This is a genomic window from Mycobacterium sp. RTGN4, from assembly GCF_033804635.1.
Taxonomy (GTDB): domain Bacteria; phylum Actinomycetota; class Actinomycetes; order Mycobacteriales; family Mycobacteriaceae; genus Mycobacterium.
Window position 1 is genome coordinate 1 of record NZ_JAPZLB010000010.1, and the last position, 12844, is coordinate 12844.

General features: G+C 62.6%; 9 protein-coding genes and 1 pseudogene. 9 read left to right on the forward strand and 1 reads right to left on the reverse strand.

From position 1 onward, the window contains the following. Positions 1-372 precede the first annotated feature (372 nt). Positions 373-1542: a thiolase family protein gene (locus SLQ30_RS21295; protein WP_319448782.1), complete on the reverse strand. Its 1170-nt coding sequence runs from the start codon at positions 1540-1542 to the stop codon at positions 373-375. 359 nt (positions 1543-1901) lie between these two features. On the opposite strand from SLQ30_RS21295, the gene SLQ30_RS21300 reads away from it, so the two are divergent. The 9 genes and pseudogenes from SLQ30_RS21300 to SLQ30_RS21340 all read left to right on the forward strand — a co-directional run bounded on the left by SLQ30_RS21300 (position 1902) and on the right by SLQ30_RS21340 (position 12835). After that, complete coding sequence (locus SLQ30_RS21300) at positions 1902-3008, forward strand: acyl-CoA dehydrogenase family protein (RefSeq protein ID WP_319448781.1); 1107 nt, start codon at positions 1902-1904, stop codon at positions 3006-3008. A gap of 6 nt (positions 3009-3014) precedes the next feature. After that, positions 3015-4217 carry an acyl-CoA dehydrogenase family protein gene (locus SLQ30_RS21305; RefSeq protein ID WP_319448780.1) on the forward strand — a complete coding sequence of 401 codons (1203 nt, stop codon included), beginning with the start codon at positions 3015-3017 and terminating at the stop codon, positions 4215-4217. Continuing rightward, positions 4214-5435, forward strand: a pseudogene (locus SLQ30_RS21310) (CaiB/BaiF CoA transferase family protein). The gene SLQ30_RS21305 and the pseudogene SLQ30_RS21310 overlap by 4 nt, the downstream one beginning before the upstream one ends. A gap of 149 nt (positions 5436-5584) precedes the next feature. After that, positions 5585-6145 carry a helix-turn-helix domain-containing protein gene (locus tag SLQ30_RS21315; protein ID WP_319448779.1) on the forward strand — a complete coding sequence of 187 codons (561 nt, stop codon included), beginning with the start codon at positions 5585-5587 and terminating at the stop codon, positions 6143-6145. A gap of 259 nt (positions 6146-6404) precedes the next feature. Further along, positions 6405-7697, forward strand: a complete 1293-nt coding sequence (locus tag SLQ30_RS21320) for an amidohydrolase family protein (RefSeq protein WP_319448778.1) — start codon at positions 6405-6407, stop codon at positions 7695-7697. A 102-nt stretch (positions 7698-7799) separates the two neighbouring features. Further along, positions 7800-8639, forward strand: coding sequence for a PaaI family thioesterase (locus SLQ30_RS21325; RefSeq protein ID WP_319448777.1), 840 nt, complete (start codon positions 7800-7802; stop codon positions 8637-8639). Beyond that, on the forward strand, positions 8636-10201 hold the full coding sequence (locus SLQ30_RS21330; RefSeq protein ID WP_319448776.1) for a class I adenylate-forming enzyme family protein: 1566 nt from the start codon (positions 8636-8638) through the stop codon (positions 10199-10201). The genes SLQ30_RS21325 and SLQ30_RS21330 overlap by 4 nt, the downstream gene beginning before the upstream one ends. 321 nt (positions 10202-10522) lie before the next feature. Further along, positions 10523-12007: an aldehyde dehydrogenase family protein gene (locus tag SLQ30_RS21335; protein ID WP_319448801.1), complete on the forward strand. Its 1485-nt coding sequence runs from the start codon at positions 10523-10525 to the stop codon at positions 12005-12007. A 153-nt stretch (positions 12008-12160) separates the two neighbouring features. Then, positions 12161-12835 (forward strand): Crp/Fnr family transcriptional regulator, encoded by a 675-nt coding sequence (locus SLQ30_RS21340; protein WP_319448775.1) that lies wholly within the window; start codon positions 12161-12163, stop codon positions 12833-12835. The last annotated feature ends 9 nt before the right edge of the window (positions 12836-12844 follow it).

Genomic DNA, 12844 nt, shown 5'->3' on the forward strand with positions numbered 1-12844 from the left:
CCCACAACCGGCTGCCACACCGCCCGGGTGGCGGAATTACGTGACAGACGAGGTGGGGGAATTCCGTGACGGACAACCCCTCAAGCTGGAGGAATTATGTGACCGCTGACAGTTGAGTACTTCCAGATAGTGGTCCAGTTGCGCGCTGGAGCCGGTGCGATTTCGTCAGCGGCGATCGCTGACCACTTCGGCGACGTCATGGCGCCGTAGCTCCAGCGGCAGTATCAATCCGAGGGTGCATCGCCGCGCCATCAGCTGTACACGTCACTGGGTGGTGCCTCGAAACCATGGCTCGCATGGCCGTGAACTCGCAATGGGACTGTGTGGACGATGCGATCTTGTGTGAGTTGGTCAACGGCGAAGCGCCGAACCTCACACGCTGAGGATCGTTGCTGACGCCGTTCCTGGCGCTCCATACACCTGGGCGAAGCCGATGCGTGGATTACCGGGTACCTGTCGATCACCCGCTTCGCCACGGAGTTGCCGCACCAGTTCGTGCACCTGCCGCAGGCCTGAAGCACCAATCGGTTCACCGTTGGCAATTAGCCCGCCATCAGTATTGATGGGCATCGGACCGTCGAGCTCAGTCGCGCCGTCGGCCAACAGCTTCTCTTGGTCGCCATCGGCGCAAAAGCCCGCCTCGGCCATGTGGATGACTTCGGCGCCGGCATCGGTGTCCTGGAGCTGGATGACGCCGATGTCCCCGGGGGAAACGGCGGCTGACTCGAACGCTGCCGTCGCGGCATACACAGTCGGCGACGCGTCTTCCGCCACAGGAGCCGACGTCGCGTGAACCTCGTAGGCACCGTAACGACGAGTTCGGATCTCCACGGCTTTGATGAAGATCGGCTTGCGTGCAAAGCGGTGCGCAACGTTGCCACGGCACATGATCACTGCCGCAGCGCCTTCGTCGGGTGTGCAGAACATGTATTGCGTAAGGGGGTAATTCACCATTTGCGAGTCGAGTATGTCTTGTTCGGCAATCGGTTTGCGTCGGAACGCGTTTGGATTGAGCGCGCCGTTACGCAGGTTCTTGGCCGCGACCTTGGCCAGAGTCTCTTGCGAGATGCCGTGGTCGTGCAGGTAGCGGTTGGCCTTCATGCCGAAGAACTTGGTAGTCACGAACTGGCCGTTCTCGCCGTACCACTGTGGCAGTGCGAACTTGGCTGGATGGTCGGCGAAGGCACCCTTCGGGTGTTTGTCCATGCCGACTGCGATACCGATGTCGTACTTGCCCAGCCGGATCGTGTCGGCACACAACTGCGTGGCGCTGGCCGCCGTGGCGCAGGCGTTGTACACGTTGGTGAACGGTATGCCGGTAAGGCCCACCAGCTTGGTCACGGCGTCGGGGTTTGAAACTTCGTAGCTGCCTCCAACACCGAACTGGATGTCGCCCCACGCCGCGCCAGCATCCGCGAGAGCGAGCCGAATCGCCTCGCGCCCCATTTCCATCGCCGACTTTCCCTCGAACCGACCGAAGGGGTGCAAGCCGACGCCGATGATCGCTACGTCATTCACCTGAACTAGTTCCTCTCTACCCATTCCACTTCGAGCGCGCCCAGTCGCCGTTGCGCTCGCGAGCTTCGTCAGAAACTAGTGGCAACCATTGCTGAGACTGCGGTGACAATACCAGCGTGAAGTGTCACATGGTAAGCCAGTCATCGGTGCGGCTCCGACTTTCGCAGTCGTTGCGCTGCCACCTCCAAATCCCATCAACCTCATGACGTGCACATGCAACGCGCCGATCTCGACACGATGCTGGCTGGTGACCGAACGACGGATCCATCGGCAGTGTCTTTACAACATCCTCAATAACTGTCACAGTTCTAACAGGGCCGTCGATGCCTCGGCGGTGCGAGACTGACCGGACATCCCTGGCCTGACACAGAGAGTGAAGACGTTTGGATCGCTATGAGCTGCGCAGGCTCGACTACGGCTTGTCCGAGGATCACCGGGACGTCCAGGCGGCGTATGGCAAGTTCTTCAGGGCGCATTCCCCCATTGAAACCGTGCGCGCAGCAGAGGCCACCGGATTCGACGAGAAGCTATGGAAACGACTGTGCACCATGGGTGCAACGACGATGGCCGTCCCCGAGGAATTCGGCGGCGACGGCGCCTCCTTGGTCGACTTGACGCTGATAGCCGAGGAAATCGGGCGGACGCTGGCCCCGGTGCCGTGGATCGACCACGTGTGCACCACGCGACTACTGGCCCGACTTGATGCGTTGGGACCGAACGAGACTTGGACGACGGGTCTACTCACCGGGGCGCGGTTGGCAGGCTTCGATCCCCAGTTGCACCCGACGAGCGGACGACGGCTCTTGCCGAGTGGAGCGGTTGCCGACCACATCGTGGTACGGGACGGCGAGCGCGTCGTAGCACTGGCCTACGATCCACGGCCCGCCAAGGTGGACAACATCGCTAGGCTCCCGGCAGCGTGGATTGATCCAGACGTTGCCGCCCAGTCCATGGTGCTCGGCAGTGGCGCGGTGGCGGTGACGACTTATCTTCGCGCAGTGTACGAATGGCATCTTTTGACGGCTGCTGCATTGGTCGGGCTGGTCGACGAGGCGATGACCATTGCCGCTGAGTTCGCGAAGACGCGCTACACACTCGGTGTACCCATCGGAACTCTGCAAGGGATCTCGCATCCGTTGGCCAACATCGCGATCGCCGTGCAGAGCGGTCGGAACCTGACCCACCGGGCCGCGTGGTACCTCGACAACGAGCCTGACGAAAGACCCGAGCTGGCCTGCGCGGCGTTTGTCTTCATAGCCGAGGAGGCCAGCAAGGCGGCCACCGCGGCCGCACACGTTCAGGGCGGTCTAGGTGTCTCGCTCGAGGCGGCGGCGACGGATTACGTGTTGCGGGCCAGGGGGTGGCCATTGGCCGGTGGCGACCCGGGACGTGTCGCCCAGCACATCGTCGACATCGTCACGACCCGCGAACGTCGTCACGCACCCGCGGGCGTACTCGCCGCGCAGACCGTGAATGCTGAGAAAGGCTGACCTCAGGTGGACTTCTCCCGAGTGACCCTCGCCGACGATGATCGCGCGTTTCTCACCGAGGTCCGGGCTCTGCTCAACTCGGTCGTCACCGACGAGGTGCGAATCCGCGACCATGAGTCGGGGGAGAACTTCGATGAGGAGGTTCACCTCGCGCTAGGTGCGCACGGTTGGCTCGCTCGTGAGTGGCTCTCTGAATCCGAAGGCGGTCTTTCCCCGCTACGCCGCCGGCTTTGGGAACTGGAGACCCGCCGAGTACAGATGCCGTACTTCCACTGGGACACCACCAAGCTGATTGCTCGAACGCTGAAGGATTTCGCTTCCTCAGATCTCAAGGGCGAGGTCCTGCCAGGCGTTCTCACCGGCCACGTCCGGCTCTGTCTGGGATATACCGAGCCGGAGGGGGGATCAGACGTCGCCACGTGCAAGACCCGCGCGGTGCAGGACGGCGGTAGCTGGGTGATCAATGGCGCCAAGATGTTTACCTCCAACGCCCAGAACAGTCAGTACGTCTTTCTGATCACCAACACCGCCCCGAAAGCGCCCAAACATCAAAGCCTGACCATGTTCCTGGTCCCGCTCACCACACCGGGGATAGAGATCCAGGGCCTACGTACCGTGGACGGGGACCGGACGAACCTCGTCTACTACAGCGACGTTCGAATCGACGACAGGTACCGCGTCGGGGACGTACACGGCGGATGGACTGTGCTCCGTTCGGCACTCAACGCCGAACACGGGGGAACGGATTCCGACGCGTCAGGTCTGAATGAGATCTCGATACTCGCGCCGCACGGCACCCGCATGCTGGAAACCATCGATGCCGTAGTCGCTTCCGCAGCCAGTGAGCCTTCGATCGAGGGATGTCTACTCGACGATCAGTCCGTGAAATACCGACTCGGGCGCAGCATCTCCCGGGCGGAGGCGGCGGTGAGCACGCCCGGCATCTACGGCAGGGTCGCGCTCGCTCAAACGATGCGGGACATCTCGGCTGATCTCATGGACGTCGCAGGGGCACGGTCATCGCTACTAGCAGACGCCGCTCGGGCAGCCGATCACCGAACGGCCGAGAAGCTCTACCGCCTGGCACTTCCCAGCGGAATCTACGGCGGCACAATCGAAGTCTTCCGCAACATGATTGCACAACACGAGATGGGACTCGGACGACCGACCTACTCACCGACCACCGTCGCACGAGGAGACCGAGCATGAACGCCGACAGGGTTCTAGAAGGCATTCGAGTTCTGGAGGTCGCAGCGTGGACGTTCGTGCCGTCGGCCGGCGCGGTGCTTGCGGAATGGGGTGCCGACGTCATCAAGGTCGAACCTCGAGAAGGCGGGGATCCGCAGCGTGGTCTCATCACGATGGGGCTGGTCCCCGGGGCTGCCGGCGGCGTCAACTACATGATCGAGATGCCAAACAGGGGAAAGAGATCCGTCGGCATCGACCTCTCCACGCCGGGTGGCCAGCAGGTCGTTCGCGACCTCGCCAAGACCTGCGACGTCTTTCTCACCAGTTACCTGCCTGGCCGACGGGCCTTGTTCGGCATCGACGTCGACGACATCCGTGCCGCCAATCCAGACATCGTCTACGCGCGTGGATCAGGTTACGGCCCATCGGGCCCCGATGCCGACCGGCCAGGGTACGACGGCGTGTCCTTCTGGTCCCGTGGTGGCATCGCCGACGCACTGACTCCCGACCACGTCGAACCCATCCAGCAGACACCCCGCGTTCGGAGATTTGCTCGGCGGCATGGCGATCGCAGGCGGAATAGCGGCGGCTTTATACAAGCGAAAGGCCACCGGGGTCACCTCGGTGGTAGACGTATCCCTGCTCGGAATGGCTGCGTTCGCGATGACCCCGAGAATCACCGCCAGCAACCTCTATGGCGACGCACCGCTGCCAACGCTCAGCCACCGCGATGCGCCCAACCCGCTCGTCGGCAACTATCTGACCAAGGACAACCGCTACATCACGCTGATGATGCTGCAGATCGACAGGTTCTTTCCGGAAGTGGTCACCCTGCTGGGCTTGTCGGAATTGGTGACTGACCCCCGATTCGTCGACGGTGCTTCGCGATTCGACAACCGCGTCGAGTTGATCCGCATCCTAGACGACGTCTTCGTCCAACGTCATAGCGACGAGTGGCGGAAGGTTCTGCAACCGTTGTCGGGTGCGTGGAGCGTGATGCAACAGGCCGGCGAACTGCACGTCGATCCAGCCGTGGTGGCGAATGGATACATACCCACCGTGCACACGATGAGCGGCCTGCCGTATCACCTTGCTACCGGTCCGGTGCAATTCGACGAGCGCCCCGTGGTGCCGATCGGAGCACCGGAACACGGTCAGCACACCGAGGAAGTGCTGCTCGAAGCCGGATTCGAATGGAACGCGATCGAGGAGTACAAACAGGACGGTGCCATTCTCTGAGAGGCCATCGATTCACGGCGGGGTTTTCAGGGCTGGCCCCGCGGCGAGCCCGACGGGTTGCGTGCCGTACAACGAGGCAGTCTTAGGTCCCACTATCGGCTGAGCCACAAAGACCTGACACAACAAGAAAACTTTGTCACAATTCCTATATGGACCAACCGCTCTCGATGGAGAATCGCGATCGTGAGCGTGCCTTCGGTGACAGCCGGGAGCGCATCCTCCAGGCCACCGCCGAAGTGTTGGCCCGCCGAGGTACCACCAAGCTGAATCTTTCCGAGGTGGCCCAGCAGGCGGACCTGTCCCGCATGACGATCTACCGGTTTTTCGCGTCCAAGGAAGATCTGGTCAACGCGTTCACGCGCTGGGAATCCGACAAGATGGAAGAGAGTTTGCTCAAGGCGACCGCGGGTCTGCGGGGTGCCGAAAGATTGGACGCAACACTGAAATTCATCGTCAGGTTTCAGCTTGCCCATTCAGGCTTGCGAATGTTCGACCTCGAACCTGGTGAAGTCATCTTGAGACTGTCCGGGCTCATGCCCGTGTTGGGGGATCGCCTCAAATCGATCATTCCGGGGCCCAATCCCGCGCTGGCGGCGTCGACCGTGATGCGGGTCGCCATGTCGCACTATCTACTCCCAGACGACGACGCGGACCGGTTCTTGGCCGAACTCAGGTATGCGGCTGGCCTCTACCGCCCAACTACCGAGTAATTCCCCGTTCACAACTCACTGTGAACTGCTCGTAAAAGTTCGGCGGGTCAGTGCTTTTCGATCGTCGGTGGGTGCTACGCCGGCCGGCCGGGGAAGGCTCGTCACAGTTGTGGCAGCGTCGATCGAGCCGACCGAAAGTGGCATCAGGCGCAGGCATAGAACCTTAGCTTTACAATGCAGTCGTAAACTGTCACAGTTGGACGCGGGTGGCCATCGTCTGTCAGCGCGGAGTTGCCCGTCGATCGAAGGGAAGCGGCTGTTGAACAAGGACGACATGATCTTGATCAGCGTGGACGATCACATCATCGAACCGCCCGACATGTTCAACGATCATCTGCCGGCGAAGTATCTCGACGACGCACCGCGACTCGTGCACAACCCCGATGGCAGTGACACTTGGCAGTTCCGGGAGACCGTGATACCGAACGTGGCCTTGAATGCGGTGGCAGGCCGCCCGAAGGAGGAATACGGGCTCGAGCCGCAGGGGCTAGACGAGATTCGCAAGGGGTGTTACGACGCGGGCGAGCGGGTCAAGGACATGAACGCCGGCGGAGTGCTGGCCACGATGAATTTCCCGTCCTTCCCCGGGTTTGCGGGCCGCCTCTTCGCCACCAGTGACTCGGACTTCTCGCTGGCGTTGGTGCAGGCCTACAACGACTGGCACATCGACGAGTGGTGTGCATCGCAACCCGGGCGGTTCATCCCCATGGCATTGCCCGTCATCTGGGACGCCGAACTTGCCGCGGCGGAGGTGCGCCGGGTATCGAAGAAGGGGGTGCACTCGCTGACGTTCACCGAGAACCCAGCCGCTCTGGGATACCCCAGCTTCCACGACGACTACTGGAAGCCGCTGTGGGAGGCGCTGGTGGACACCGACACAGTGATGAATGTGCACATCGGATCTTCGGGCAGGCTGTCGATTCCGGCGCCTGACTCGCCCATGGACGTGATGATCACGTTGCAGCCGATGAACATCGTCCAGGCGGCCGCGGATCTGTTGTGGTCCAAACCGATCAAGGACTACCCGGACCTCAAGATCGCGCTCTCGGAGGGGGGCACGGGATGGATTCCGTACTTTCTGGAGCGGGCGGATCGCACCTACGAAATGCACTCGACGTGGACCCATCAGGACTTCGGCGGGAAGATGCCCAGTGAGGTGTTCCGGGACCACTTCATGACCTGCTTCATCTCCGACCCGGTCGGGGTGAAACTCCGTCATGAGATCGGCGTGGACAACATCTGCTGGGAGATGGACTATCCGCACAGCGATTCGATGTGGCCTGGCGCCCCCGAGGAACTCGACACGGTGTTCAAGGCCCATGACGTGAGTGATGACGAGATCGACAAGATGACCCATCTCAACGCCATGAAGCTCTATCATTTCGAGCCGTTCGACCACGTGCCAAGGGAAGCCGCCACCGTCGGTGCGTTGCGTGCCGCTGCGGGAGACCACGACGTGAGCATCCAGGCTCTCAGCAGGCACGAAAAGACCGGCACCAGCTTCGCGGATTTCCAAGCCAGCGCGAAGGAAATCGCGGGCGCCAGGAGCTGACCACGAGGAACGTGGTGGACCGCAACCGGCGGATTCAGGCGAGGTAGGAACACCCGAGGTAGGAGAGTGCAGTGACCGTCGGCATCAAGGGCATGCGTACGGATGTCTAAAGCCGTCAACGCGAACTCCGAGGTCGCAACCACTCCGTGGGCCCGTTTCGGTATCGAAACGCTCGTGGATGGCCCGGCTCCGTCCGTAGCCGAGATGCGCATGGACGGTCTGTGCAATCCGGTGACCGGTGAACTTTCCGCGGGGCCGCTGGCGGTGTTGGTGGACTTCATCGGCGGGTTGGTCAATTTTCATCGTCGGGCGGTGGGCGAGTGGACCGTATCGACCGAGCTGTCGTTGGAACTGAGCCCGGACGCGTTGTCGTCGATCGCATCCGCACCGCAGGTGCCAGTCGTGGCGAGTGGAAAACCGTTTGGTAGCAAGGGTTCGACGTCGGTCAGTACTTGTGAAATTGCCCACCGCGACGTAGTCGTCGGCATGGGCGTGGTGCGCTCGTTCTTCTTCACGCCGGTGAGCGACCTCCCCGATGATCCGGATCTGCGCTCGAGTGGCAAACGACCCTCCGATTTGCGGGACATCATGGCGCTTACCGTCGAGCCCAGAGCTGGCGACAGAGCGGTGATCCACCAACGACGAGACGGCGCGCTCAACAACCCGCTCGGCATCGTGCACGGGGGAGTGGCGGCCGCGGGTCTTGAATTGGCAGCCTCGGCTGCGCTCAATCCGCGAGGCGCCCGCGCCCCGATGCGAACGGCCTCGTTACGGGTGAACTTCGTGCGAGAGTTTCTCGCCGGGAGCGGCTCGCGATACGAAGCGCACAACGTACGCGTCGGCCGCAATAGCGGTGTTGCCGAGGCGCAGGCCATCGGGGCGGACGGATCGGTCGCACTGATCGCCCGAGTGACTGCCTACCGAGACTTCTCCCACTCATGAAAATCATTGGAGCAGAATCGATCCCAGCCGATGTACGTGCCAACTACATCGATGAGGGCTTGTGGAACGCAACCAGGCTGGCTGATGGGGTTGAAGAGCACGCTCGCCTGCATCCCGCCAAGGTCGCGCTCATCGATGGCGAAACACGCTGGACATATGGCCAATTGGCTTCCGCGACAGCCCGCGCGACCGGGTACCTGCACCGCCTCGACATCAACGATCAATCAGTGGTGTTGATCATTGCGCCCCTCATCGCGCCTGCGGTGGCCGCGTACCACGCCGTGCTCCGCAACGGAGCCGTCGCCGTCATGCTTGACCGCCGCGCGGGTCGGGCCGACGTGGCCCAAGCCATGGAATCGGCGCAGGCCGACCTCGTCATTTCGACGCCCGAACTCGTCGAACACCTCGAGTTGGCGCAGTTCGACGTGCCGGTGGTGACCTACGCCGAACTGCTCGCATCCGATGTCGAGCGCAACGATTGGATTGAACCCGACCCGGAACGGCCCATCGCGGTCGTATTCACCTCCGGGACGACCAGCAGGCCCAAGGGTGTCGTACACAGTCTCAACACGATATGGGCGGGGGCTCGGAACATGGCAGAGGCGGTGCGACTGTCCAAGGACGACATCGCCGTTCTGTCGTCGCCGCTCGCCAGCGTGACGGGGCTCGTCCAAATTCATCTCACGCTCGACCGAGGTGCCGCGCTGCTGCTCGAGGACCGCTTCGATGCGCCGGAATCGCTCGCCCGCATGCAACGTGAGGGGGCGACAGTCCTTGGTGGTGCCCCCATCATCGTCGAGCAACTGCTGCGTGAGGCCCAGTCTCAAGACCTGGTGGATGTCGGCCTGCGCGTCATCAGCCTTGGCGGTTCGATGATTCCGCGCCCGCTACTCGACATGGCCGTCGGGCGGTACGGAATCACACCCGTGCGGGTGTACGGCTCCTCCGAGGCGCCTTGTGCCACCACCACCCCACCCTCAGAGCTTGGCGAGAGGCGGCTTGGTGATGATGGAGCGTGTGCTCGCGGCACCGAACTCCGCACCGACGGTCCGGTGGCGGGCGAGTTGCTCGTCCGCGGACCCGTGAGGTTTCTCGGATACTTAGATCCCGACGACAACGCCCAAACCTTCAGTGGCGGAGGGTGGTTCCGCACGGGAGACCTCGCGCGCTACGACGAAGGCCGCCTCACGGTGACCGGCCGACTGAAGGAGACGGTCGTGCGCAAGGGCCTCAAGATCTCGCTCGCCGAGATCGACGAGACGGCCAGCGGCCTGCCAGGCATCGAAGAATGTGTCTCTTTCGGGCTGCCGGACCCCGACACGGGTGAACGTCTCGTGCTTGCCATCCGCCCTGTCGCACCGGATGCCGTCGTCGAATTCGACGCCGTCATCGGCTGGCTGTTGGCCGCCGGCCTCGCCAAGCGAAAACTGCCGGAGCAGATCGTGGTGTGGGATGCTCCGCTGCCGCGCACGGCAAGCGGCAAGATTCAGCGCCGAGTCGTCGCCGATGGCCACCAGTTGCGTCCCGCGCTCCTCGCGCCCAGGCTCAGGGATTCGGACTGAATTAAATCGACTGCGGCGAGGACGGTTTCGACCAAAATTGGGTTCCGTCCAGGCGAGCTCGCGTATTCCGCGGCGAAAGTTCGCTCGGAGGGTAAACCTGGTTTACTCGTCCGCGCTGCACCGTGTAGTGCACTACGCACCGTTGGCATCGCCCGCGGGAATTGCGTGGGTCCTTTGGGTCGACTGCGACGTCGTGAACCGATTACTGTGACAATCATCGACAAGGCTGTAACATTTCAGCTACCCACCGACTACCTTCGCCGAGGGGCCGGCCCGACCCCAGGATCGGATCGGCCGGGCACGTACGCAGAAAGGTTGAATATGACGAGCGTTCACAACGGCACCGGAATCATTACGGGCGACGAGCGGATGCTCATCGATGGCGCTCTTCAGCACACTGCCAGCGGCGCATTGTTCGACGTCGTCCACCCCGGCAGTGAGGAGGTCGTCGGTCACGCAACCGATGGCACGGTAGACGACATGGCCCGGGCGATAGCTGCTGCGCGGCGCGCGTTCGACGACTCTGACTGGTCACGTGACGTCGAATTCCGTTTCCATTGTCTCAAGCAACTGCAGAGCGCGCTCGAGCGGAGCAAGGAACGAATACGTGCCATCGTGGTCACCGAAGTCGGCTGCCCGATCTCGATGACGGCGAGCCAAATCGAGGATCCCATCAGCGAAGTGGGCCATTGGGCCGACCACGGAAAGGCCTTCGACTACCTCGTCGACACCGGACTCCACCAGTCTCCGTTGGGACCCGCGCATCGCAAGATTCATTACGAACCTGTAGGGGTGGTCGGGGCCATCACGCCGTGGAATGTGCCGTTCTATCTGAACATCGCCGAGACCACCCCGGCGCTGATGGCTGGCAACACCGTAGTACTCAAGCCTGCTCAACTCACACCGTGGTCGGGCAGCGAACTCGGGCGCATAGTGGCCGAGGAAACCGATATTCCAGCGGGTGTCTTCAACGTCGTGCTGTCCAACGCCAACGAAGTGGGCGCAGCGTTGTCTGTCGACCCGCGGGTAGACATGGTCACCTTCACCGGGTCGACGGCCACGGGCAGAGCCATCTTGGCCGCGGCGGCACTGACGGTGAAGAAGACGCTGCTCGAGTTGGGCGGCAAGTCCGCCCACATCGTGCTCGATGACGCCGACTTCGCGGTTGCGCTGCCGATGGCAGCGATGATGGCCTGCGTGATGTCCGGTCAAAGCTGCGTGCTGCCGAGCCGTATCTTGCTGCCCGCCAATCGTTATGCGGAGGGAGTGGAGATTCTGAAGGCCAGCATGGAGTCGATCCCCGTTGGCGACCCCTGGGATCCGGGCACGGTCCAAGGTCCGCAGATCAGCGAGGTTCAGCGACAGAAGGTCTTGGGGCTGATCGGGTCCGGACTCGAATCGGGCGCCACCCTCGTCACGGGTGGTTCGATCCCAGATGACCTGCGCACGGGTTACTACGTTCAACCCACCCTGCTCGGCGATGTCGATCCCGACAGCCTTGTGGCGCAGGAGGAGATCTTCGGCCCCGTACTCACCGTGATGCCCTACGCGACGGAGGAACAGGCGGTCGCCATCGCCAACAACTCCATCTACGGCTTGTCGGGCGAAGTGTCCTCCGCTGATGTCGAACGAGCGATGAACGTGGCCAAGCGAATTCGCACCGGCAACGTCACCATCAACGGCAAGTCACACTTCGGAATCTCCAGCCCGTTCGGAGGCACCAAACAGAGCGGTCTCGGCCGACGCAACGGCGAAGAAGGCTTCAGGGAATACCTGGAAGGGAAAACCATCGGTCTGCCCGAATGAGCGCGACGACCCGCACCTCCCGTGCGACTCCCGGCTAGCGCCGCGGTTCGACCACCGATCCGGCGCCGGTCGTCAGCTGCGCGCTGTGGCCACCCCGGGAACCGTCGAAATCCTCACGAATCGGCGCACGAGAAGTTTACGGAAGGACACGAGGTGCAGGCTGTCCTCGCTCAGTCGGGAATGCTGCAGGGAGTCGAACCCGACGCGGCCGCCACGCTCGTCAGCAGGCTCGAACCCGTCGAATTCCCCAGCAAGCACGTAATCTTCGCGCAAGGCCAACCCGGAGACCGGCTGTTCATCATCACCTCCGGCCAGGTGAAGATCGGCCATCGGACCACCGACGGGCGGGAGAACATTTTGGCGCTGCTAGGACCGTCCGACATGTTCGGAGAGTTGTCGACCTTCGATCCAGGCCCTCGAACGTCAACCGCCACGACGATTACAGCTGTTCATGCGCTGTCGATGGACCGCCCCGCCCTGCGTGTCTGGTTCCGGGAAAGTCCCGGAGTGTCCCAACACCTGTTACAGGACCTGGCGCGCAGGCTACGAAGAACTGACGACTACCTGTCGGACCTCGTCTTCATCGACGTGCCCGGCCGCGTGGCGAAGCAATTGCTGCGGATGTCGGAACGATTCGGTGTCCATGACGGCGACGAACTGCGTGTCGCTCACGGACTCACCCAAGGCGAGCTCGCACAACTGGTGGGCACCACGCGAGAAACGGTGAACAAGGCACTCGCCGACTTCGCCCTACGCGGCTGGATCCGCGTCGGGGTCAGGGTGATCTGGATTCGCAAGCCTCGGCGGTTGGCTCAGCGCGCGAGATAGTCGGTCAGC